19 protein-coding genes and 1 tRNA gene are annotated in these 23,089 nt (G+C 60.3%); 7 read left to right on the top strand and 13 right to left on the bottom strand.

Translation table 11 applies throughout. The features are described from left to right. Positions 1 to 254 precede the first annotated feature (254 nt). Positions 255 to 1,268: an asparaginase gene (locus tag AQ996_RS03405; RefSeq protein WP_055251054.1), complete on the top strand. Its 1,014-nt coding sequence runs from the start codon at positions 255 to 257 to the stop codon at positions 1,266 to 1,268. 22 nt (positions 1,269 to 1,290) lie between these two features. Here the strand turns inward: AQ996_RS03405 and AQ996_RS03400 are convergent, their stop codons facing one another. Further along, positions 1,291 to 1,509, bottom strand: coding sequence for a helix-turn-helix domain-containing protein (locus tag AQ996_RS03400; RefSeq protein WP_055251052.1), 219 nt, complete (start codon positions 1,507 to 1,509; stop codon positions 1,291 to 1,293). A 76-nt stretch (positions 1,510 to 1,585) separates the two neighbouring features. Between AQ996_RS03400 and AQ996_RS03395 the strand changes: the two genes are divergently transcribed. Beyond that, complete coding sequence (locus AQ996_RS03395) at positions 1,586 to 1,978, top strand: hypothetical protein (RefSeq protein WP_055251049.1); 393 nt, start codon at positions 1,586 to 1,588, stop codon at positions 1,976 to 1,978. A gap of 6 nt (positions 1,979 to 1,984) precedes the next feature. Here the strand turns inward: AQ996_RS03395 and AQ996_RS03390 are convergent, their stop codons facing one another. The 6 genes from AQ996_RS03390 to AQ996_RS03365 all read right to left on the bottom strand — a co-directional run bounded on the left by AQ996_RS03390 (position 1,985) and on the right by AQ996_RS03365 (position 8,598). After that, a complete protein-coding gene (locus AQ996_RS03390) occupies positions 1,985 to 2,368 on the bottom strand; it encodes a DUF1648 domain-containing protein (protein ID WP_055251047.1) in 384 nt (127 codons plus the stop codon). An 11-nt stretch (positions 2,369 to 2,379) separates the two neighbouring features. Beyond that, a complete protein-coding gene (ychF, locus tag AQ996_RS03385) occupies positions 2,380 to 3,456 on the bottom strand; it encodes a redox-regulated ATPase YchF (protein WP_055251045.1) in 1,077 nt (358 codons plus the stop codon). A 114-nt stretch (positions 3,457 to 3,570) separates the two neighbouring features. Continuing rightward, positions 3,571 to 4,824: a 4Fe-4S binding protein gene (locus AQ996_RS03380; protein WP_055251043.1), complete on the bottom strand. Its 1,254-nt coding sequence runs from the start codon at positions 4,822 to 4,824 to the stop codon at positions 3,571 to 3,573. A gap of 151 nt (positions 4,825 to 4,975) precedes the next feature. Continuing rightward, the gene (locus AQ996_RS03375; RefSeq protein WP_148315828.1) at positions 4,976 to 6,043 is read right to left on the bottom strand and encodes a glycerol dehydrogenase; all 1,068 of its coding nucleotides are present in this window, start codon (positions 6,041 to 6,043) and stop codon (positions 4,976 to 4,978) included. A gap of 147 nt (positions 6,044 to 6,190) precedes the next feature. Beyond that, entirely contained in the window at positions 6,191 to 7,291 is a 1,101-nt protein-coding gene (locus AQ996_RS03370; RefSeq protein WP_055251039.1) for a glycerol dehydrogenase, read from the bottom strand. 83 nt (positions 7,292 to 7,374) lie between these two features. Further along, positions 7,375 to 8,598 carry an iron-containing alcohol dehydrogenase gene (locus tag AQ996_RS03365; protein ID WP_055251037.1) on the bottom strand — a complete coding sequence of 408 codons (1,224 nt, stop codon included), beginning with the start codon at positions 8,596 to 8,598 and terminating at the stop codon, positions 7,375 to 7,377. A 500-nt stretch (positions 8,599 to 9,098) separates the two neighbouring features. On the opposite strand from AQ996_RS03365, the gene AQ996_RS03360 reads away from it, so the two are divergent. The 4 genes from AQ996_RS03360 to AQ996_RS03345 all read left to right on the top strand — a co-directional run bounded on the left by AQ996_RS03360 (position 9,099) and on the right by AQ996_RS03345 (position 13,619). Then, the gene (locus AQ996_RS03360; protein WP_055251036.1) at positions 9,099 to 10,175 is read left to right on the top strand and encodes a tetratricopeptide repeat protein; all 1,077 of its coding nucleotides are present in this window, start codon (positions 9,099 to 9,101) and stop codon (positions 10,173 to 10,175) included. Further along, positions 10,175 to 11,218 carry a hypothetical protein gene (locus tag AQ996_RS03355; RefSeq protein ID WP_055251034.1) on the top strand — a complete coding sequence of 348 codons (1,044 nt, stop codon included), beginning with the start codon at positions 10,175 to 10,177 and terminating at the stop codon, positions 11,216 to 11,218. Before AQ996_RS03360 ends, AQ996_RS03355 begins: the two co-directional genes overlap by 1 nt. 45 nt (positions 11,219 to 11,263) lie before the next feature. Further along, positions 11,264 to 13,441: a MurT ligase domain-containing protein gene (locus AQ996_RS10085; RefSeq protein WP_070097121.1), complete on the top strand. Its 2,178-nt coding sequence runs from the start codon at positions 11,264 to 11,266 to the stop codon at positions 13,439 to 13,441. Positions 13,442 to 13,542: 101 nt separating this feature from the next. Then, positions 13,543 to 13,619 (top strand) — tRNA-Glu (locus AQ996_RS03345). An 86-nt stretch (positions 13,620 to 13,705) separates the two neighbouring features. On the opposite strand, the gene AQ996_RS03340 is transcribed toward AQ996_RS03345, so the two are convergent. From AQ996_RS03340 to AQ996_RS03315, 6 genes are all read right to left on the bottom strand, one after another. Then, a complete protein-coding gene (locus tag AQ996_RS03340) occupies positions 13,706 to 14,467 on the bottom strand; it encodes a 4Fe-4S binding protein (protein WP_055251032.1) in 762 nt (253 codons plus the stop codon). A gap of 183 nt (positions 14,468 to 14,650) precedes the next feature. Beyond that, on the bottom strand, positions 14,651 to 16,738 hold the full coding sequence (locus AQ996_RS03335; protein WP_055251031.1) for a glutamine synthetase III family protein: 2,088 nt from the start codon (positions 16,736 to 16,738) through the stop codon (positions 14,651 to 14,653). Positions 16,739 to 17,170: 432 nt separating this feature from the next. Next, positions 17,171 to 18,610: a glycoside hydrolase family 1 protein gene (locus tag AQ996_RS03330; RefSeq protein ID WP_055251029.1), complete on the bottom strand. Its 1,440-nt coding sequence runs from the start codon at positions 18,608 to 18,610 to the stop codon at positions 17,171 to 17,173. Further along, positions 18,603 to 18,953 carry a PTS lactose/cellobiose transporter subunit IIA gene (locus AQ996_RS03325; protein WP_055251027.1) on the bottom strand — a complete coding sequence of 117 codons (351 nt, stop codon included), beginning with the start codon at positions 18,951 to 18,953 and terminating at the stop codon, positions 18,603 to 18,605. The genes AQ996_RS03330 and AQ996_RS03325 overlap by 8 nt, the downstream gene beginning before the upstream one ends. A gap of 78 nt (positions 18,954 to 19,031) precedes the next feature. After that, a complete protein-coding gene (locus tag AQ996_RS03320) occupies positions 19,032 to 20,291 on the bottom strand; it encodes a PTS sugar transporter subunit IIC (protein WP_055251025.1) in 1,260 nt (419 codons plus the stop codon). 9 nt (positions 20,292 to 20,300) lie between these two features. After that, a complete protein-coding gene (locus tag AQ996_RS03315) occupies positions 20,301 to 20,612 on the bottom strand; it encodes a PTS sugar transporter subunit IIB (RefSeq protein WP_055251023.1) in 312 nt (103 codons plus the stop codon). A gap of 243 nt (positions 20,613 to 20,855) precedes the next feature. Here AQ996_RS03315 and AQ996_RS03310 point away from each other — a divergent pair, with 243 nt between their 5' ends. Further along, entirely contained in the window at positions 20,856 to 22,760 is a 1,905-nt protein-coding gene (locus tag AQ996_RS03310; RefSeq protein WP_055251021.1) for a BglG family transcription antiterminator, read from the top strand. Positions 22,761 to 23,089 lie beyond the last annotated feature (329 nt).

The raw sequence follows: 23,089 nt of genomic DNA, 5'->3' as shown, positions 1-23,089 counted from the left end.
TTGTTGGCGGGGAGCCTGTGCCCACCCGCGCGAATAAACGAAAACAGCTTACATAGTGTACACGTTATATGGGGTTTCTCGTCCCTCGCAGCCATCAGCGCACGGCAAACGCACGACCGGGGCCTATTTGACGGCAATTGAAGTGTTACCAAACGTTACAGATGATGTAATACGTTTGAACATTGGACGCCCTGTGCCACAATACTGCCGAACGACTCCGCCTCTGCGGCGGCAAATACGATAGGAATACCAGCATGAAGCGCATCCTTCTCATCGCCACGGGCGGCACCATCGCATCGACCGAGGACGGCAACGGCCTCTCCCCCGCCCTGACCGGTGAGGAGCTCGCCCAGAGCGTCCCCGAGATCTCGGGCCTCTGCGAGCTCGACGTCGTGCAGCCCATGAACATCGACAGCACCAATATGCGTCCGAGCGACTGGATGCGTATCCGCGACGTCATCGTCGAGGGTTATGCCGACCACGACGGCTTCGTGATTCTGCACGGCACCGACACCATGAGCTACACCGCGGCGGCGCTTTCCTATCTGATTCAGGACAGCCCCAAGCCCATCGTACTCACCGGCTCGCAAAAGCCCATGGGCAATCCCTTTACCGACGCCAAGCTCAACCTGTACCAGAGCCTGCTCTATGCGCTCGACGAGCATTCGCACGACGTCTCGATTGTCTTTGGCGGCGTAGCCATTGCCGGCACGCGCGCCCGCAAGCAGCGCACCATGAGCTTTAACGCGTTCATTAGCGTCAACTATCCGCCCATTGCCTACATCCGCAACGACCGCATCGTACGCAACGGGCTCCACGGCACTCACCTGAACGAAAATCCGGTTCGTTTCTACGACAGCATCGATCCGCGTGTGTTTGTTCTTAAGCTCACACCCGGCGTGAACCCAGGCATACTGGACGCCCTTGCCGATAGCTACGACGCTGTAATCCTAGAAACCTTTGGCATTGGCGGTATTCCCGAGTTTGGCGAGTCCGGCGAGTCATTCCAGGAGGCAATTTTCCGCTGGGTCGATTCGGGCCGCACGGTCGTTATGACCACGCAGGTTCCCGAAGAGGGTCTTGACCTGGGTGTTTATGAGGTCGGCCGTGCCTACGCCGACCATCCGGGCATTTTGCGCGGCGACGACATGACCACCGAGACGCTCGTGGCCAAGACCATGTGGGCGCTCGGCCAGTCACGCGATGCCGCCGAGATCCAGCGCCTGTTCTACAGCCAAGTCAACCACGACCGCATCCCGATGGCCTAATTCAGTTGTCGACGGGTATTCCCTATTCGATACCCTCGAGAAGCTCTGACACCGTCATGCCGAGTGCGGGCGCGATCTTAAATAGAACCTTGAGCGTGAAATTTGCCGTCCCATCTTCGATTCGGTCGAGGTAGGGTCGGCTGATTCCTGTCGCCACACAAAAATCGACCTTGGAGATACCAAGGTCCCTGCGCGTCTGCTCGACTCGCTTGCCAAGAATCTGTTTCGCACGTTCGTCCATGCAGCCGAGTTTGAAATGGAGCTGAACAAAAACGTAAACTATAGTTTACGTTTAAACGAATACACAGGAGTTTTCTATGTCGGGTTCTTCGGTCCGCATGTACCGAGCCATGCTTCGCACAAACAGCGCACCGCCCAAGCTCGTCGTCGTTGAAGCCGAATGCCTTTCGCCCGATGAGCGCACAGCATTTGCATTGCTATCAAGTCGCGTCGCCGCCGTTCTGGTCCCTTGCCCGGCGCAAGGTGAACTTGCCATCCAATGCCAAGCGCACAGCTGCTCGCTCAATCAGGCTGCCGTAATCGCAACCAGCCAACGTGGTCTGCCCCTTCTCCTGGAAGCCGGTATCGCACTTGCCCTTCGCGACGCCGGATACGAAAACGAGGCCGCCGCCGATGTGGTCTTTCAACCACGATCGAGCGGCGGCCTCGCAGCAGCCATCGAATATGCTTGCAGGCTCGTTGCCTACTAGGACAAGCTAAAAGCCCAGACCAAAGCCTGTGCCGGTAATCGCCGAATACATAAAGTAGACGTTGATCACGTTGAGGAATACACCCGTGATGCAGCCGTTTCGCAGGTAGCGCTCGCACACGATGCGCGCCATGGCGGCGGAGTCCTCATTGTTCTTGGCCTGGCGTCCCGCCGTAAAGTAGGTCGCCACGCTCAGCAGCAGGTTGAGTACCGGCAGCGCCAGCAGCTCGTAGCTCTTGCCCCAGCGCGTCACCTCGCCGGCCGCGTTAAACTTCGTTGCCACCTCGGGACCAATGTTGGGGAGAACAAACGCCGCAACTACCAGCGGAAGCACCGCGAGCACCAGCAGCGCGATGCCCATGTAGCCGGCTTTTTTGCCATATTTGAACATGTGCATTGTCCTTACACGTTGAAACGGAAGTGCACGACGTCGCCATCGGCCATGACATACTCTTTGCCCTCGATGCGCAGCTTGCCGGCAGCCTTGGCGCCCTGCTCGCCGCCGAGCTCGATATAGTCGTCATAGCCAATGACCTCGGCCTTAATAAAGCCGCGCTCAAAGTCGGTGTGAATGACGCCGGCGGCCTGCGGAGCGGTCGCACCCTGACGCACCGTCCAGGCCTTGACCTCCATCTCGCCAGCCGTAAAGAACGACTGCAGGCCGAGCAGCTTGTAGGCTGCCTGTGCGAGCACGTCCAGACCGGGCTGCTCCAGGCCCAAGCTCTCCAGGTAGTCGGCAGCATCCTCGGGATCGAGCTCGGAAAGCTCAGCCTCGATCTTGGCGCAGATGGGCAGCGGCTTGACGCCGTCGATGGGCGCCAGGTCCTCGTTGAGCATGTCCTCGTCTACGTTGGCCACATACAGGATGGGCTTCATGGTGAGCAGGAATAGGCCCTTGGCGGCGGAACGCTCCTCGTCAGTCATCTCCATGGATGCGGCGCGCTTGCCCTCGTTGAGCCAGGCAAGCAAGCGCTTGGCAACCTCGAACTTAGGCATGAGCTCCTTGTCGCGCTTGGCCTCCTTCTCGAGCTTGGGCAGCTGCTTCTCGAGCGTGCCCATATCGGCCAGGATGAGCTCGGTCATGATAGTGTCGGCATCGCCGGCGGGATCGACGAACTCGCCCGTGCGGCCCACCTCGCGCATAACGTTGGGGTCCTTAAAGTAGCGCACGACCTCGCAGATGGCGTCGGTCTCGCGAATGTTGGCCAAGAACTGGTTACCCAGACCCTCGCCCTCGTTGGCGCCCTTCACCAGGCCCGCGATGTCGACAAACTCGACCGTAGCCGGCACAATGCGACCCGGGTTGACGATGTCGGCAAGCTTTTGCAGGCGGCTATCGGGCACGTCGACGATACCCACGTTGGGGTCGATCGTAGCGAACGGGTAGTTGGCGGCAAGGCCAGTCTTTTTGGTAAGCGCGGTGAACAGCGTCGACTTGCCTACGTTGGGCAGGCCCACGATACCGATGGAAAGGGACACGACAGCTCCTTTTGGTACAAGCATTTCAAACTGCATAAGTATAGCGCCGCCGCAGCATCTGGGCGAACCCGGACGCCACGGCGGCACGAATGAAGCAGAGATAGGGGTCGCTGACTAGTCCGCGAGCTTCTCCACCTGATCGAGCATCTTGTCGAGCTTGGCCTTCGCCTCGGCCTTGACCTTCTGGGCTTCTTCGTGGGCCTTAGCCTTCTGGGCGGCCTTTTCCTCGGCTTCGGGATCGACGACGACCAGATTGGACGCGTCGTGCTCAACCAACTTGAGCGCATGCTCAGGGCACACCTTGACGCAGGCACCACAGCCCAAGCAATACGTGGACTCCAACGCAAAGCGGCCGCTTCCCACCAAATCACAGGCAGATGTGGGGCACGCATTGACGCACTCGCCGCACGACGTACACTTGTCAAAATCGCATTCCGGCGTGCTCACCTGCATGTTCTGGGCAAGCTCGGGATGGTTTTGCAGCGTCGAGAGCACCAGCTGCCGCCCATGGGTGAGCGAACGGCGACGCTTAGTCGTCGTGGTGCCGCACATGGTGTTGAGCGTACGCTCAAGCTGCGTGATCTGGTGACGGTGGGCCTTCAACTTCTGCGTCACTGAGGCCAGTGCCGCAGTCGCCGGGTTGAGCTTAGTCACGGTTAGGCCCGTGGTGCGGGCGATCTTTTCCATATACTCCTTGCGCTCGTACTCGCGAAGCTTATGGCACTTGAGGCTCTTGGGGTCGACCTCCAGGCCCATGCCCGTACCGGCCCACTCCTCGGCGGTAGCGATTGCCTCGCCCAGAATGTCCTCACCGCCGGTGTTGCGGCATTTATCGCACACGCCCAACGGCAGATACACACTCACGTTGGGATAGTCCGCCAGTACCGAGAACCAGGTCTCGGCCGTAATATCGCCCACGCAGGCAACGACGACCTCGTTCTCGCGCGGCATGCGCTTAAGGGCGCGCGTGCAGGTGACGTAGGCGGTCTCGTGGCTCGTAGCTGCCGAGACAATGTCGTCATACAGGTTTTTGGGCGCCAAGCGCGGCGAGATGATCGCCTCGGTCGGACAGGCAGCGGCGCACAGGCCGCACTTGCGACAGGTATCGAGGATCTCGATGGCGTCTTCCTCGACCTCGATGGCGTTGACCGGGCACACGTCCATGCACGCGGTGCAGCCGCTCTTTTCGTTTTTGCAGGTCAAGCACGGAATGGTGTTGCCGCGCGGACGCTCCTTGTAGTCGGCAGGATTCCACTGCGGCGCCGACGGATCGAGTGCATCGGTCACACCGCCAAGCGGGTTTTTAAGAAAGTCGAAACCCTTGCTGATCTCGATAATGTCATCAAATAGATCGTGTTCCTGCGCCATGCGCGGCCCCTCCCTGAGCAGTGCAAACAAGCAAGAGATAATGATACGCTATCGGCCCGTGCCTCGGGCAAATTACACGCGGAGCACCTTTGCGGCAAATAGCCTATGGCCTATCGCCGCCCCGATTGCACAAGGTCGATCAAGCGCCAAACTATGCCTCGCGCATGAGCTCGACGAGCTTTTGCTTGGTCACCTTGGCCTGCTCGTTGGCCATATTGCGTTCGTTTCTAAAGGCCGCATCCGCAACGCTCATCAGGTCGGCATCGGAAATCTCGCCAAGGCCCAGCTCCTCGAGCGTCGTCGGCAGACCAACGCGCTGACAAAACTCGAGCACCTGTTCAAGCTCGGGCGCACGCTCCAGACGAAGCTGGACCACCAGACCAAACGCTACGGCCTCGCCGTGCATAGCCTTGCACTCGGGCAAAATCGTCAGGCCGTTGGCGATGGCATGCGCCAACGCCAAACCGCCACTCTCAAAGCCGACGCCCGAAAGCAGGATGTTGCACTCGATCAGGCGCTCAACCGCCGGCGATGTACGCCCCTTTTTGAGATCGCGCTTGGCAGCGACGCCGCATTCCATAAGCGTGTCGTAGCAGGCACGTGCCGCGACCAGTGCCAAGTGCCCCGGCGCGCCACCGTGCTCGTTCGCACCTCTCGCCGCGGCGCACGAACGCGCCTCGAAGTACGTTGCCAGCGCATCGCCCATACCGGCGACCGTCATACGCAGTGGAGCCGCCGCGACCACGTTGGTATCGACCACGACCAGGTCCGGATTCTTCTCGAGCATCAGATAGCGATCGAACGACCCATCCTCGTGATACAGCACCGAAATCGCGCTGCACGGACCGTCCATCGAAGCCGCCGTGGGACATACGCACAACGGCAGCTCGGCATAAAACGCTACTGCCTTGGCGATATCGAGCATTTTGCCGCCGCCAATACCCACCACCATGTCGCAATACTCAGCCTGGGCTTCCTGAGCCATTTCGACAACGGCCTCTTCCGTACACGGACCGTCATAAATCTTAAAGAACGGCTCGCTTAGATCTTCGTCCAGAAATCCATCGACAATCTGCCTGCACAGCCGATCCTCGGTGCCCTGGTCAAACAAGACATAGGCAGCACAACCCAACCATGACAAATACCTGCCCTGACGCGAAAGTTCGCCCGGCCCCTGAACATACCGGCCGGGACCGCCATAAACCATAGGAAGCGCCATACGAGAATCCGCCCTTCATCAAACAACGATTGGTGCAAAGTAACCTGACCCCTTTGCACCAACTTGGTGCGATGGGGTCAGGTTAGTTTGCACCATAGCAAAAAGGGGCAAAGCCGTCTGTCGGCTTTGCCCCTTCTTTAGCTTGATTTACTCATCCATGAGGTAGTAGTGACCCAGTGCGTCGGCACCCAGGATGGCGTTTGCGACCATCTCGGGCGTCACCTCAAACGGCATGTTGCACATGGTGTCCTCGGGCGCGCAAGCGGCCTCGGCAACGACCATGGCCTGCTCGCGCGTAAGCTCGGCAACGCCAAGCTCCTTCATCGTGACCGGCAGGCCCAGCTCAATGCAGAAGCCCAAGACTTCCTCGAGTTTCTCAGTCGGAGCATCCTCGAGTACCAGCTGGACGATGGTGCCAAAGGCGACCTTCTCGCCGTGATACATGCCATGGCACTCGGGCAGCATCGTCAGGCCATTGTGGATGGCATGAGCAGCAGCAAGGCCCGAGCTCTCAAAGCCAATGCCCGAAAGCAGCGTATTGGCCTCGATGATATGCTCGACTGCAGGCGTGAGCGCACCCTTCTCCAGCGCGACCTTGGCCTTGACGCCATCGGCCATAAGCGTCTCGTAGCAGAGCTTGGCGAGCGCCAGACCGGCCATGACGCCCTTGCCGCCAGCGCAGGTGCCACCGTCGGCATCATGCGTCGCCTGGGCCTCAAAGTAGGTTGCGAGCGCATCGCCCATACCGGAAACCGTCAGGCGCACCGGGCTCGCCGCGATAACCGTCGTATCCATCAGGACAATGTTGGGGTTTGCCTTAAGGAAGAGATATTTATCGAACTGGCCATCGTCGGTGTAGAGCACCGAAAGCGCCGAACACGGGGCATCGGTCGAAGCAATGGTGGGGCAAATGATAACCGGGGACTCCAGGTAATAGGCGACGGCCTTCGCGGTGTCGAGGATCTTGCCGCCACCGACGCCGACGATGATGTCGCAACCGTTGTCGCGAGCAAGCGCAACCAGGCGATCGACCTCGCCCTTGGAGCACTCGCCGTTAAAGTCCTCAAACAGCAGCTCGGCCTTAGCCTCGGCAAAACCGCCCTCGATCTTGGCACCGACGCGCTTCTTGCCCGAAGGCGTCACGATGACGAGAGCCTTAGCGCCGAGCGGCTCGACATAGGAGCCGAGCTTGGCGAGCTCGTCCGGACCCTGGATGTACTTGCTGGGGCTATTGAAAATTGCAGCCATAACTATCCCATTCTCTAAAGGAAAAAAGAAAGGGGCTCCGTACGGATACGTGCGGAGCCCCTCGTTACGATAACAAGAGTCGATTAGAAATCGATGTCGGTGTCGTAGTAGCAGGCCTTGAGAATCTTCTCGAAGTCGGCAGCCTTGGTCTCACGCGGGTTCTCCGGCGTGCAGGCGTCCTGCTCGGCGTTCGCGGCGATCTCGGGGAGCTTGGCGAGGAACTCCTCCTCGGAAACCATCTGCGGGTTCTCGGCGTCGACCTTCACGCCACCATTCGCGTAATCCTTGATGGACTGCGGAATGTTGAGCTGGTCGTTGAGGTCGCGGATCTTCTGGACGAGCGCAGCGATAAGCTCCTCGTTGGTCTCGCCGGGAAGGTGCAGGATCTCCTTGGCCACATAAGCGTAGCGCTCGGCAGCACGGGGATCCTTGGAGTTCCACTGGATGACCTTGCCAAGGTACATAGCGTTAGCAGCACCGTGGATGATGTGGCCGTTCTCAAAGGCTGCACCGGTCTTGTGAGCCATGGAGTGAACGATGCCCAGCAGGCCCGAGGAGAAGGCGATGCCGGCGATGCACTGAGCCTCATGCATGTGCTGACGGGCCTCATGGTCGCCAGCATAGGACTTGGGCAGCCACTCGACGATCTCGCGGATGCCGTGCAGGGCGTTGGCGTCGGTGAACATAGAGGCGAAGGTAGAAACGTAGGCCTCCATGCAGTGGGTCAGAGCATCCATGCCGGTGTGAGCGCACAGCTTGGCGGGCATGGTGTAGGTGAGCTCGGGGTCGACGATGGCGACATCAGGGGTGATGTTGAAGTCGGCCAGCGGGTACTTGATGCCCTTGGCGTAGTCGGTGATGACGGAGAAGGCGGTAACCTCGGTAGCGGTACCGGAGGTAGAGGAGATGGCGCAGAAGTGAGCCTTCTGACGCAGCTCGGGGAAGCTGAACGGCTGGATGATGTTATCGAAGGACTCCTCGGGATACTCGTAGAAGACCCACATGGCCTTAGCGGCATCGATGGGCGAGCCGCCGCCGATGGCGATAATCCAGTCGGGCTCGAACTCGCGCATGGCCTCGGCGCCCTTCATGACCGTCTCGATGGACGGATCGGACTCGACGCCCTCGAACAGCTTGACCTCGAAGCCGCCCTCTTTGAGGTCGGCCTCAACGTCCTGCAGGAACCCGCCGCGGCGCATAGAGCTGCCACCAGAAACGATGATGGCCTTCTTGCCCTTGAGGTTCTTGACCTCGTGACGAGCGCCCTCACCAAAGTACAGATCGCGAGGATTGGTAAAACGTCCCATACTGTGCCTCCTAAACAAGCCCCTCTTAGACTTGCATATATAACGGAGCACCCGATTGGCTCCGTTAGGACCGTTTTGTGCGTCGCCGGCGATAGCGACGCGCGATGTCTAAACGTCTCAACGCTCGGACACGCACTATTTTACCGTTTTAGTTGATTGATTATTCATCCGAAGTTTCCAATGATGAAACGTTTTTTCTATCCCTGAAAACCCTTGTATGGCATTTGTTGCCCCACGCTGGGCAAACGTTTTATGGTGGTTGGCCACCTATCCGGGATCGGCATGCGTCCTTCCAAAATGCACGCCGTTCGCCGCCGAAAATCGACCGTTTGCGTCATCGTGATACCACTTGGCCGCCCGGTGCGCAGGCGTCTGCAAGACAAGCGCCTTCGTGGTGCAAAGGTGCATGTCCAAGTGCGGCACCCCCGGTGTACCACATGCGGGTAAACTAGAACCTTATATAGAGACATTTGAACCCTAACCGCAGCAAAGGAGGCCCCATGGCATTCGATCCCATTCAAGAGGATTGCCATCGCCTCGTTCTTGAGGCCTTGCGCCGCGACAATATCCCGCTCACCGACGGCCCTGCCGTCGAGCGTCTGATGGAACAATTCACCCGCAACCCCGCGCCGCTCATCGTGCACGACCGCGACCGCGCCGGGCACCTGATCGCCAAGGTGGTCGAGGCTGTCGACTACCGCATTCCCTTTATCCCCGACGATGCCCAGGCAGAGCAAGAAGAGGCAGCTGCCGAGAACATGCTTCGCGAGGCGGCCGCGCTCGACCCGGCCAACTGGGATGCCCAGCGTATGCTCACCGCCCTCACCGCCAACTCCAACGAGGAATACGTACAGTACTTGGTATCCAAGTGCGATGAAGTCGAGCACGACCTGGCGCTCAAGATCGCCTCGGCGCAGGATCCCTACGAGCGCGAGGCCGCGGGCGACCTTACGCGCCGCCCCTATCTGCGCTGGCTTGCCGCCCTTGCGTCGCGTGCCCTCATTAGCGGCCGCTACCGCATGTCGTTGGAGGCCGCAAACCGCAGCCTGGACTTTGCGCCCAACGACCCTGCCGGTGTCCGCCACACCGCGATGCTCGCCATGGCAAAGCTCGAGTACCCCGCCGATGAGCTCAAGCGCTTTCGCTCTGCCCACTCCGTGCCCTATCTCGCCAACACGCCGCTGCGCCGCCGCCCCAAGGATGCGGAGCGCGACCTAGATCCTTGGACGCTCATCGCGCTGATGAGCGCTGCCTGGCGCGAGCTGGACTACGAGGGTGCCGAGCACTACCTGCGTATCCTTGTGCGCTCGTGCCCGCACGCAGCCGAGGCGCTCTACTTCCAAACCGAGTTTCCCGATGGCGTCTATGCCCGCGTCAACGTGGGTGCAGGCTCCACCGACGAGCTCGTCCTTGCGCTGTCCGAGGCGACGCCGGTACTGCAGGAGGGCCTGGGCGCCCCCGACAACGCCAGCTTTGCCGCCTGGGTCGCCACCAACGACATCGTGCGTTCCCAGATCGACGAGCGCATCCTGCGGGCGGCCGAGCAGGGCTTGCCGTTTAAGGGAGGAGACCTCTAATGGATCCGAGCGTCTACATCCCTGCCTACCTGGAGCGCGTCTACGTTGCGTCGCACCCCGAACTCACCGATGCAGCACGCGAGCTTGTCCATAACGATGTGAGCGTCAGCCCTCATAAGTATGCGCAGACCGAGCATACCCAGGCGCTGCTGTCCTATGCCGGCGTTCATCGCCACCTGCTCGACGAGCTCCATCGCATCGAGGACATGGGCAGCGATGAGGAGTTTGAGCAGACGCGTAACCGCCTGTTCGACGATATGCGCGATGAGCTGCTCAAGATCGTTCGCGTCGACGCGCTTGCCGTCGATGCCCAGCTGCTCGCCATCATTTTGGCGGACACGCCCGTCGACGCCTGCCTGGGCGACCTGATGAGGCTCGAGGCGACCACGGCCGACTACCTGCAGCAAAGTGTGCCCGGGTTCGACATGGAGGCCCCGCACTACTGGGCCAACAAGGTACTGGCAGACGGCGTGACGGCAGCCGACCTCACCGTAAGCGAGCCGGCTCTTATCGGATGGCTCCACACGCTCGAGGCCATCTCGCAGCTGTGCATGGCAAGCGCTCGCTACCGTGCCGCTGCCAACTATTCTCGCCGCGTTCTGAAGGCGGAAGGTTATCCCACCCGAGCTGCAGGCACCGTGCTACTTGCCCTCGCTCGCCTGGAAGACCAAGACGGCTTTTTTGCCCTGGCCCACCAGCTCGAGGAGCAGATGGGCGCCGATGCCCTCGAAAACTCCCCCTGGTATCTGCTCGCCCGCACGATTCTGCTGTTCAAAACGAACAAGATGCGCCCGGCGACACGCGCGCTGCGCGAGTTTGCCAACCGCTGCGAGGGCGGCGCCTTCTTTTTGCTGAACCCCATGTATCAGACGCCGTACCTTCCCTGCCGGCCCGAGCCGCACGACCCCTGGGACCTTTCGCACCAAGCGGTTTGGGAGGCCGACGGCATCATCTCGGACACCCCCGACTTTGCCTCCTGGGCCAGCGCCTGCGAAGACGTATCGCAGCTTGCCCAGGAATTTGCGCGCCGTTACGGCTTTTAACCGCGCAATCGCCACGACCATGTCACGTATGTTAGGAATGGCTTCATGAACTTCCGCTCAACTCTCGCCTGCGCCTCGAGCGATATCGCCCGCTGGGGGCTGCGCTCCGTCCTCAAGCGCCAGGGCGGCGTGCTTCCCGGCCGCATCGCCATGAAAATCGACCCCGAGCTGCTGAGCGACCTCGCGGGTCTTGTCGACCGCAGCGTGGTGATCACCGGCACCAACGGCAAGACAACCACGTCGAACCTTATCGCCGACGCCGTTGCCGCCAGCGGCGCCACCGTGGTATGCAACCGTGCCGGCAACAACATGGAGCCGGGCGTGGTAGGGGCACTCCTCGAGAGCCGCAGCGACCTCAAGCGTGCCGGCAGCGGCAAGCGCGTGGGTGTCTTTGAGTGCGACGAGCTCTACACCGTGCGTGTCCTGCCCAAGCTCAAGCCGACGTACTTTGTGCTGCTCAACCTGTTCCGCGACCAGCTGGACCGCTACGGCGAGATCGACCACACCCAAGAGGTCATCGCCCACGCGCTCGAGCTCTCGCCGACAACGATGCTCATCTATAACGCCGACGATCCGCTGTGTGCCTCGATCGCCGCACGCGTCCCCAACACAAGCATCGCCTTTGGCATCGACAGCGCCACGGGCACCGAGTCCGACCGCATCAGCGACTCGCGTTTTTGCTCGCAGTGCAACGCCCCGCTGGAGTACGACTATGTGCAGTACGGCCAGCTGGGCGCCTACCATTGCCCCTCGTGTGGCTGGGGTCGCCCCACGCTGCTCCGCCGCGTGACGGGCGTTGAGCTTGGTTGCGACGGCTATGGCTTTGACCTGGTCTTTGGACCCGAGGACGGCGCGCCCGTCACGCACATCGCCACGCGTTACAACGGCCTGTACATGGTCTACAACGTTGCCGCCGCCTTCTTTGCGGCGCACGAGCTGGGTGTGGACTCAGTGCATCTGCAGCCCACGCTCGATTCTTATGTGCCCGCCGGCGGACGCATGGGCCGCTGGAACATTGCCGGCCGCACCGTCGAGGCCAACCTGGCCAAGAATCCCGTGGGCTTCGATCGCCAGATCCAGTCCATCAAAACGGCAGGCGGCAGGCTCTGTGCCTTCTTCCTAAACGATAACGATGCCGATGGCCACGATGTCTCGTGGATCTACGATGTCGACTTCGAGCGCATCGCCGATACCCCGGGGCTTGTCGCCTTTGTTGGAGGCACGCGCGCACACGACATGCAGGTACGCCTCAAGTACGCCGGCATCGACGCCGCCATCATCTCTAATATCGAGCAGGCGATCGGCGCCGTGGCAGACGAGACCGCCGACGACACCTTCTACGCCGTCGCCAACTACACAGCCTTCCCGCCGCTGGTCAAGGAGCTCAACGGACTCAAGGGCGCCGACGCAAGCTCGGTTGTTTCCCGCGCCGTAACGCGTGCCGATGGCAGCGCTGCTCCCACCGATATTGCGCCGGTCGAGCTTTCGTGCCCCCTGCGCATCGTCTACCTGTATCCCGACGCCCTCAACCTCTATGGCGACGGCGGCAACGTCATCGCTCTCGAACGCCGCTGCGCCTGGCGCGGCATTCCCGTTCACGTGGACGAGGTCCGCATGGGCGAGACGCTCGATCTTTCCGATGCCGACATCGTCATGATGGGCGGCGGCGCCGACCGCGATCAGCTGGCCGTGGCGCACGAGCTGCTCGCTCAAAAAGACAAGGTCGCGGCCTATGTTGAAGACGGCGGTTCGCTGCTTGCCATCTGCGGCAGCTATCAGCTGCTCGGCCGTTCGTACTATATGGGCGAGGATCGCATCGAGGGCCTGGGCGTCATTGCCGCCGAGACCGTGCGCGGCTCCGACCGACTGATCGGCAATGTCGCCGTCAAGACCGACCTGGCACCCGAACCCTTTGTGGGATTTGAGAACCACGGCGGCCGCACCCTGCTCGATGCGCAGGCCACGCCGCTCGGAACGTCTGTCGTCACGGGTACTGGCAACAACGGCGACGACGGCTTTGAGGGCCTCATCTACAAGGGCGTTATCGGCACGTACCTGCACGGACCGGCGCTGCCCAAGAACCCCGAGCTCGCCGACTGGCTGATCGCCCACGCCCTCGAGCGCCGCGGCGACGCACAGGCCGTGGCGCTGCTGCCACTCAAACCCCTCGACGACGCCTACGAACACGCCGCCCACGACGCCGCCATGAAGCTCCTCCCCTAACACCTCAACCACCACAAAGGGGACAGGCACCTTTGTGGTGGTTTTTCAGTTTGCTAACGATATGTGAACGGGTAAAAAAGTCTGCTATACTCTTTCCCGCTGTCCCCATCGTCTAGCGGCCAAGGACGCCACCCTTTCAAGGTGGATATCACGGGTTCGAATCCCGTTGGGGGCACCATTTGAAATGCGAAGCCCGTTACCATTTCGGTGGCGGGCTTTTTTCTACTCCAACGCCGGGATTCGAACCCGGCAGGGTGCTCGCTATCAGATAAACAGCTCGCATTCTTTTCGATCCACGCAGGCTTTGCTCAACATCTTGGTAGCCGCAGAGAGCATGATGGGGTTTACCGCGCGAGCGGCATGCGGACACACGGCAACGCAGCGCATGCAAGAGATGCACGCCTTTTTGTCCACCCGCCTGGGATCGTCTTTATCGATGGCACCAACGGGGCACGCAGTGGCGCAGGCCCCGCAGTCGGTGCACTCCTTAGTGGCCTTAGGCACCATACCGGTGCCCCCAGCTTTCTTGTAGGGTCGGTTGCCGGGAATGGCAGGCTCAGAAGCATCTCCCTCAGATATCTTTTGCTGAATCTTACGCGCGAACCCAGCGAGCTGTACCGCGTCCTGTGCATCTGGTCGGTCGGCGGCAAACTGACGAACAACAGAATGCTCGGCAATGGCAGAAACCGCTGCGATCACCCGAAATCCCGCGCCCTTCGCCGCATCCTCAAGCTCGACCAGCGTGTCCTCATACGCGCGGTTTCCGTAAGCACAAACCAGAACCGCCCGTGCCCCGTTCCCTCGCACCATACCCAAGCGTTCCACGGCCACAGCCGGAACTCGTCCGCCATACGAGGGCACCGCTATCACGGCTACATCCTCTTTTGTCATCGCAACCGTACGAAAACCAAGCCCGCAATCGGTCAGATCCACAGCAACGGGCTCCCCTTCCAACGCATCGGCAATGTAGCCAGACACCTTTTCCGTTCCACCCGTCGGGCTAAACACAATCTCGAATATCTTCATCGGCAAGTCCTCCCCTTTATGGGCAAACGCCACAAGCGCGTCTATGCCAAAACAGGTTACATCTTATTGGATGCCTCGCACGAGGCACTCGCTCTGCAGCAAGCCCGCAGAAGATCTGAGCCGCAAAAAAGAAGGGGCCTCGCACAGGCGAGACCCCTTCGAACGCAAAATCGAACGCGTCTGTTACACGTAGAACAGAATGTCATCGTAGGTCGGAACCGGCCAGTAGTCGGCGGCCACGATCTCCTCCATGGCATCCACGGCGGCGCGAAGCGCGTCCATAGCGGGAACGACCTCGTGCGCGTACACGATGGCCTGCTCCTGGCCATCGAGGGCCTCGGCCTTCTGGTGCACGGCATCGAGAGCCTTGATGGAGTCGTTGATGGTGGTGATACCGTTGCAGAGCTTGTTGAGCGTGTTCTGCTCGCACTGCATGGCGGCCTCCGCACCAGCGGCACGAATAGTCTCAAGGCCCTTGGCGACCTTGGTGGCATAGGCGGTGATGACCGGACGATAGGTACGACGTGCCTCGCGAATCATCGTGGTGGCCTCGATGTTCATAAGCTTGTTGTACTTCTCAAGCTTGCAGTCGTAACGGCACTGGGCCTCGGCGCGGGTCAGAACGCCCGTCTCCTCAAAGAGCGCGATGGCCTTATCGGCAACGAAGGCGGGCAGAGCGTCGGCCGTGGTCTTGTTGTTGGCGAGGCCGCGCTTCTCGGCCTCGACGGGCCACTCGTCGGAGTAACCGTCGCCGGAGAACAGGATGCGCTGATGATCGGTCAGGACCTTCTTGCAGTACTCGAGCGCGGCGTCCTGGAACTTGTCCTCGGGCGTGCCCTCGAGCGCGTCGGCAAAGGACTTGAGCGACTTGGCAACGGCAGCATCGAGCACCAGGTTGGAGTCGGAAACGTTCTGCTCAGAACCGCAGGCGCGGAACTCGAACTTGTTGCCGGTGAAAGCGAACGGGGAGGTGCGGTTGCGGTCGGTGTTGTCCTGCATCAGCTTGGGCAGGGTGTCGGCGCCCAGGTCGAGCACGCCGCGCGTGGCATGGACGGAAGCCTTGCCGTCGATGATCTTCTCGACGACCTCAGTAAGCTGGTCGCCCAGGAAGATGGACATGATTGCCGGAGGAGCCTCGTTGGCGCCCAGACGATGGTCGTTGCCGGCCGAGGCGACGGAAGCGCGCAGGAGCTCCTGATAGTTATCGACGGCCTCGATCACCGCGGTGAGGAAGACGATGAACTGCAGGTTGTCGAGCGGTGTGTCGCCCGGATCGAGCAGGTTCTCGGACTCGGTGCCGAGCGACCAGTTGTTGTGCTTACCCGAACCGTTGATGCCCTCGAACGGCTTCTCGTGCAGCAAGCAGACCAGGTCATGGCGGGAGGCGATGAGCTTCATCTTCTCCATCATGACCAGGTTCTGGTCGATGGCTTCGTTGACCTCGCCATAGACGGGGGCGAGCTCATGCTGGCAGGGAGCGACCTCGTTGTGCTTGGTCTTGGCGGGAATGCCGAGCGCCCACAGCTCGTTGTCCAGGTCCTTCATATAGGCCGAGACGGTGGGGCGGATAGCGCCAAAGTAGTGCTCCTCGAGCTCCTGGCCCTTGCAGGGAGCGGCGCCAAAGAGGGTGCGGCCGGTGATGACCAGGTCCTTGCGCTTGCGGTAGGCATCCTTCTTGATCAGGAAGTACTCCTGCTCGTCACCCACGGAAGGAACGACCTTCTTGGGGGTCTTGCCAAAGAGTGCCAGCACACGCTTGGACTCACGCGAGAGCGCGGTCATGGAGCGCAGCAGCGGGGTCTTCTTGTCCAGGGCCTCGCCCGTGTAGGAGCAGAACGCCGTGGGGATGCACAGGACGTCGTCCTTGATAAAGGCGGGGCTGGTGGGATCCCAGGCGGTGTAGCCGCGGGCCTCGAAGGTGGCGCGCAGGCCGCCGTTGGGGAAGCTGGAGGCATCCGGCTCGCCCTGGATGAGGTTCTTACCCGTGAACTTGGTAATGGCGGTGCCGTCGTGGTTGGGCTCGAGGAAGCTGTCGTGTTTCTCGGAAGTGATGCCCGAAAGCGGCTGGAACCAGTGCGCGTAGTGCGTAGCGCCCTTGGAGATGGCCCACACCTTCATGGCGTGAGCAACGGCGTTGGCCACATCCAGATCGAGCGGCTCACCATCCTCGAGGGTTGCAGCAAGGCGCTTCCAAATGTCCTTGGGGAGGTAGTCCTTCATGACTTCCTCAGAGAACACCATGGTCCCGAAGCGGTCAGTAAGTTCGGCCATACGGAACTCCCTTCGTATCGGCACCGCGTGAGAAGCGGTGTTGATTACTAACGAACGAGTCATAGATTAGGCTCGCCGTGTTTCCGCGACATTACCGTTATGTTGCTGTCGCGAAACCAATCAATGAGGTTACCGCATCGCAGCGGCATTACCACCCCTAACAGCAAATGAACTGTATAAATTGCAGACCTCTCCGCATGGTTAAAGGGTAGTTATTTGGGACGGGGCTATTTTAGCTGCCTCGGCTGCCAGCGCTAGCGTTTTGCCTGACTGACGGTCGAGGTAGCTAAAATGGCCCCGCCGGGAACACTCCCGACGGGGCCATGATCAACAGCACCCTATGCGAACCCGTTTGCCGCTACAGGCAGACGCCGTCTTTCCAGATACCGATCTCGTGACAGCCGCGGCGCCGCAATAGCATGGGCCACCAAATTAATCCAGGTCGGCTCCGTTAGTCTCGATCACATGCTTGGCCCAGTAGTAGCTGTCCTTGAGGACGCGCTTGCCGGTACCGTGGCCGTAGTCATCGCGATCGACGTAGATAAAGCCGTAGCGCTTGGACATCTCGGAGCTCGAGCAGCTCACAATATCGATGGGGCCCCAAGCGTAGTAGCCGCGCACGTCGACTCCGTCCGCGATGGCCTCGCGCACCTGCTCAAGGTGCGCACGATAGAAGTCGATACGATACGGATCGTGAACGGTCCCGTCCTCCTCGAGCGTGTCGTAGCAGCCCACGCCGTTCTCGGTAATGTAGATGGGCTTGCGGTAGCGATCCCAGTACGCGTTGAGCGTAAAGCGCAGGCCGAGGGGGTCGATGCACCAGCCCCACGGATTCGCCGGCAGCTCCTTGTTGCGCTTGGCGTCGTAACCGTCCTCAAACGATTCCTTGCTCACCACGCGCACGTAGTAGTAGGAGAACGTGCAGAAATCGGCCGTGTTGCGCAGGTCCTCGATATCCTGGTCGGAGATCTGGACCTTGATGCCGTTGTCCTCCCAAAAGCGATATGCGGATCCGGGAACCTCGCCGCGCAGCAGCACATCCGAGAAGAAGAACTGCATCTGGTTGAAGCGCAGCGTCGCGAGCGCGTCCTCGGGTTTGCACGAAGCTGCATACGAGGGACCACCGCAGAGCATCATGCCGATCTGCATCTCGGGATGGTGCTCATGGGCATAGCGCGTCGCGCGACCGCATGCAACCATCTCGTTCATGACCGCCTGGTACTTTGCAGAAGGCAGATCGTCGACCTTGTCCTCGGCAACGCCCAGATGGTTAAAGGACTCATGCTCGATCAGGTTGATCTGGTTGACCAGAATCCAGTACTTGACCTTGCCGGCATATCGGTCAAACACGACCTTGCAGTAGCGCTCAAAGCAATCGATCGTCTCGCGCGAGTACCAGCCCGTATAGGAGAGGGTAAGGTTGATGGGCATCTCGTAATGCGAGAGCGTGACCATCGGCTCCATGCCGAGCTCGATCATCTTGTCAAAGAGCCGGTCGTAGAACGCAAGGCCTTCCTCGTTGGGCTCCGCATCGTCGCCGTTGGGGAAGATGCGCGACCACGCGATCGAGGTCCTAAAGGTGTTGAGCCCCATATCGGCAAGCAGCTCAAGGTCCTCAGGGTAGGTATGGTAAAAATCGATACCCTCGCGCTTGGGGAAGATGCGGTCCTTGCTCTCGAGTGCTTCCTTGATAAACGTCGTGGTGATCTCGCGGTTGTGCTTCTCACCGATGGGGATATCGTCGCGAAACTCGTTGATATCCGCCACGCTCGGGGCCTTGCCGTCGACGTCCCATGCGCCCTCGCACTGGTTGGCGGCAACGGCGCCGCCCCACAAAAAGCCCTCGGGAAACGTGCGGGGAACCTTATGCATGGCTCTCCCCTCCCTCAAGCGCGCTCAGGCGGGCATCGAGGCTCTTGCAGATCTTGAGGATCTGCTTGGTGATCACGATTTCGGAGTTGACCGTCATCAGGTGATCTTGGGCGTGGGTGAACAGAAGCGAGTACTCCTGCTCCCCGCCGGCGGCCTCCTCCTGGATCGCATCGGTCTGCGTTTTGTGGGCGGCGGTGATCTTCTCGTGCGCGAGCTTCATCTTGTCCTCGGCAGCAGCAAAGTCCCACTGGGCCATAGCCTCGAGCGCGTCTTTGTTTGCAAGGCGGGCGTCGCCGGCGTTGAGCACGATGGACATTGCTGCCTGGATCTTATCGTCAGTCATGATGTAACATTCCTTACTTGAGCAGGGCAGACAGGGCGTCGCGCCACGCCTGCCCAGAAAACAATACGTACCGTCCGCTTATGCCTCTGCGGAATCGAGGGCGTCCTTGTCGCCGGCCTCTGCGGCCTCCTCGGCAAGAACCTGCTTCTCGTACACCTTGAAGAACGGGTACCACACGAGCGTCGTCACCACAAAGATCAGCACGCACAGAAGCACGGCCTGGATGGAGCCCTCGGTGGCAAGCCAGGTGCTGATGGGAAGCGGGCAATACCACAGCTGGAACAAAATCTTGGGCACGGGGGCAAACAGCACGATCTTGGTGAAGAAGAACGAGATCAGGCTCGCAAGCACCGTGTTGATGCACATGGGGAGCATGAGGATCGGGTTCCAGACGATCGCGCCAAAGACCGTGGGCTCGTTGATGTTGAACAATGCCGGGACCACGACGGCTTTACCGAGCGCCTTGAGACGCTTGGAGCGCGAGAGGAAGAGCATCAGCGAAAGACCGAGCGTGCACCCCACGCCGCCGATTGTCAGATACGAGTAGTTGAACGAGCTCGTGAAGACGTTGGCGGCACCCGCAGTCATGTTGGCCTCGATGCCCGCAAGCCTGAGCGGCGTGGTGATAGGCGTGAGGATCCAAGCGGAGATGCCCATGGCGTAGAAGATGGTTCCGATCAGGTTGAACAGCGCAAAGCCCCACCAGGTCTCGACGAAGTTCTGCAGTGGCATGAAGATCATCAGAACCGTGTTGTACAGGTCAAACCCGAGGTTGAGCACGACGATCCAACCGAGCAGCACGATGGTGCCCAGGGGCAGCATCTGGTCAAACCAGGCGCGGATGAAATCGGGAAGCGAGGACTCCTCGCTAAAGAACGAGAACTTGCCAAACGCCCTGAGAATCAGGCCCGTGATAATGCCGCAGACGATGGCGGCAAACATTCCGCCCGCGCCGAAGGCGCTATGGGCAAAGCCGATTGCCTCATCGGCCTGCAGGCGCGGCGTGATGCAGATGCAAAAGAGGATGACGCCGCTGATACCGGCGATGATGCGCGATTTGCGCAGGCGGCTCTTCTCCATAAAGTTAAAGGGGATGAGAAACGCCATCATGAGTGAGATCAGACCCATGGTCCAGTTGGTGAGCTGGCCAAACTGCGGCCACCATTCCCATCCAAAGGCAGACCCTGGAATGCTCAGCAGCGAGAAGATCGATCCCAGAAAGATCAAGGGCATGGTCTGGTTGATAGAGTCCTTGAGCGTGATCACCCAAACGTTGTGGTTAATCTTGTTCATCATGGGGGTGAAGCTGGATTCCATCCAGTCGAGCAGCTTTTTCATCCGATCCTCCTAGCCGATATTGCTGAGCAGGTCGTCGAGCGCGGCGGCGCCGTCGAGCTTTGAGTAGTAGTCCGCCTTCATAAGGATCACCTTCACATCGGCGCCCTGCGTGTACTCATCGATGTCGTCGAGGATGTAGGCGAGGTGCGGACCGACCATGAGGGCATCGATCTCGTCGATATAATTCTCGATCTCGCTTTCGCTACGGGCGGTCACTGCGATATCAAGGCCGCGCTCTTTAATCACCTTGCGCATATTGGCAGCCATAAAGCCAGAGCTTGCGCCCGAGCCGCATACGAGCAGAACGTTGAGCTTAGACATGGTCGTATCCTTTCTTGCCACGCTTGTCCGCGTGATTTCTGTTTTGTGTCGCTGCAAGGGCCCTTGCCTTTTGACGCTTCAACCCTACCCCGTTGCACGCAAGGATGCATCTTGCGTTTTGCACGCCCGTTGTGAAACGCGCGTATCGGTCCCGATTCACCCCCTGCATGCAAGTCCTCACTTGCCCGCCTTTGCAATTTGGCGGAATATGAGGCGCAGGAAATCAAGGTAGAAGGAGCTATCGTGAGGGCGGTACATCATCAGCTTATCCGCAGTCTTGTCAGCAACTCGCCGCAGACGGCCGCGACACTCGCCGAGACGCTCGATGTGAGCGTGCGAAGCGTCAGGACCTATGTGCGCGAGATCAACACCTCATGCCCCGGAATCCTCACCTCAACGCCTGTCGGCTACACAATCGACCGCAACCTTGCGGCAGACGTCCTCAAGACGGACGACGGAGAGCGCTTCGGTTCTTCAAAGGAACGCAGCGACTACATCGTCAACCATCTGATCGTGCAGCCCGATGGCGACCCCATCGACCTGTGGGACCTATGTGACGAGATGTCGGTAAGCATGTCGACGCTCAAAACGGACCTCGCGCGCGCCAAGCGCACCCTCGCGCGCAACGACCTTGAGCTCGTTACCCACCGAGACCGCATCTCCCTCAACGGAACGGAGCGCAACAAGCGCAAGCTCCTCTCGGGCATGCTTCGGCAAGAGACAAACAACGGCTTCATGGGTACCGGCGCGCTCTCACGGGCCTTTCCCGATATCGACATCAAGTCCGTTCAACAGCTGGTGAGCGACACGCTCTATCGCCACCATCGCTTTATCAACGACTATGCGCTCTCGGACCTGCTGCTGCACCTCGCAATCTCAATCGATCGCATCCGCAGGTCCGAAAGTCTCGATGCCGGCGATACCGCGGACCTACCGGAGGAGGACCGCACCATCGCCTGCGACCTCGCGGACGCCCTGGGGGCTTCCCTCTCGATTGAGTTTCCCGCAGAAGAGCTTCGCGAGCTCACCCTGCTCATCATGGCGCGTTCGACCGATATCGACTACCGCTCGGCAACCGAAAGCAACCTTGCGGAGCTTATCGGCACGGACTGTATGGCGCTCGTCGAAAAGCTCACCGCGCAATTCAATGAGCTCTATGGCATCGACCTTTCTGATCGGGGCTTTCTTGTGCGCTTTGGCCTGCATGTGCGAGGTCTCCTTGTCCGGGCGCGCACCCAAAAGCCCTCGCGCAACCCGCTTACCGAAAGCGTCAAAACCGGTTGCCCCCTTATCTACGACGCCGCCGTCGCACTCGCATCGACCATCACCAACGATCTTGGCGTCACGATCAACGACGACGAGATCGCGTATATCGCCTTGCACCTTGGCAGCGCCGTCGGCACCCAGCGCGAAGCTGACGCCAAGGCTAAGGCAACCATTTTCTGCCCCTCCTATTACGATATGGGGCCACGCCTTGTCGAACAGCTCGCTGGGCGTTTTGGCGAGCAGCTCATGGTCACGCGCATCGCGACAGACGAGGCGGAGCTCACGGACTGCCCCGACGACCTCGTCATCTGCATCTCGCCCATCCAGAGCGTGCTCCAAGTCCCAACGCTCCAGATCGCCCCCGTGCCCTCAGGCACCGACATCGCAAACCTCAGAAGCAAGATCGAGGGCATCTTGGACGCACGTAAGCGCTCCGCGTTCAAAGACCTGCTGCACGAGCTCATCGATCCTGTGCTCTTTGAGGTTCGGGACGATCTTTCCGACCGCGCCGCCTGCATCGAACACATGGGGCGCGGCCTGGTCGACAGCGGTTTTGCGGATAGGCCCTATATCGACAAGGTATTTGAACGCGAGGAAATGTCCTCGACTGCCATGGGGGCATTTGCCATGCCCCATACCGTGGGACTCGTCGGCAAGCATTCCCGCATTTCCGTGCTCATCTCCAAAAAGCCCATCCAATGGCAGGATACGCAGGTCAACCTCGTTCTCATGCTGTGCTTTAGCCCGGCGGAGCGCTCGTCGTTCAACACGGTATTCGACCGCGTGGCGGGCTCTCTCATCGAACCCGCCAACATACGCCGACTTTTGGAATGCACGTCATACGAAGCCTTCGTCGACGCGCTCGCCAGCCTGGCCAATTAGGCTTACAGCAACCTTCCCGCTCGGCGGATACCTGCTGCGTATCGACGGCGCGGTTCTTGAGCGTACGCTTGGTCATGGCGCACCTCGCATCCTCGGAGCACGCAACCGCGTAGCCCGAGCCGGCTCAGGGAAACGGGACCGCTCTAACCGCACCAGACAGCGCTCGCAATACCAACCAAAAGCCCCGTCCAAAAATGAACTGCCCCAGGTACCTGGTTGATGGGAAAAAGCCCCATCCCAAATGAGCTACGTTGTTATAGGAAATGCCGATAGCGAAGCATCTTCGATTGCTATTCCCAAATAGCGAGTAAAACTCCACCGTGGCGTAG

The organism is Collinsella aerofaciens (genome assembly GCF_001404695.1).
Classification (GTDB): Bacteria; Actinomycetota; Coriobacteriia; order Coriobacteriales; family Coriobacteriaceae; genus Collinsella; species Collinsella aerofaciens_E.
This window is presented reverse-complemented; position numbering and strand designations above follow the sequence as displayed.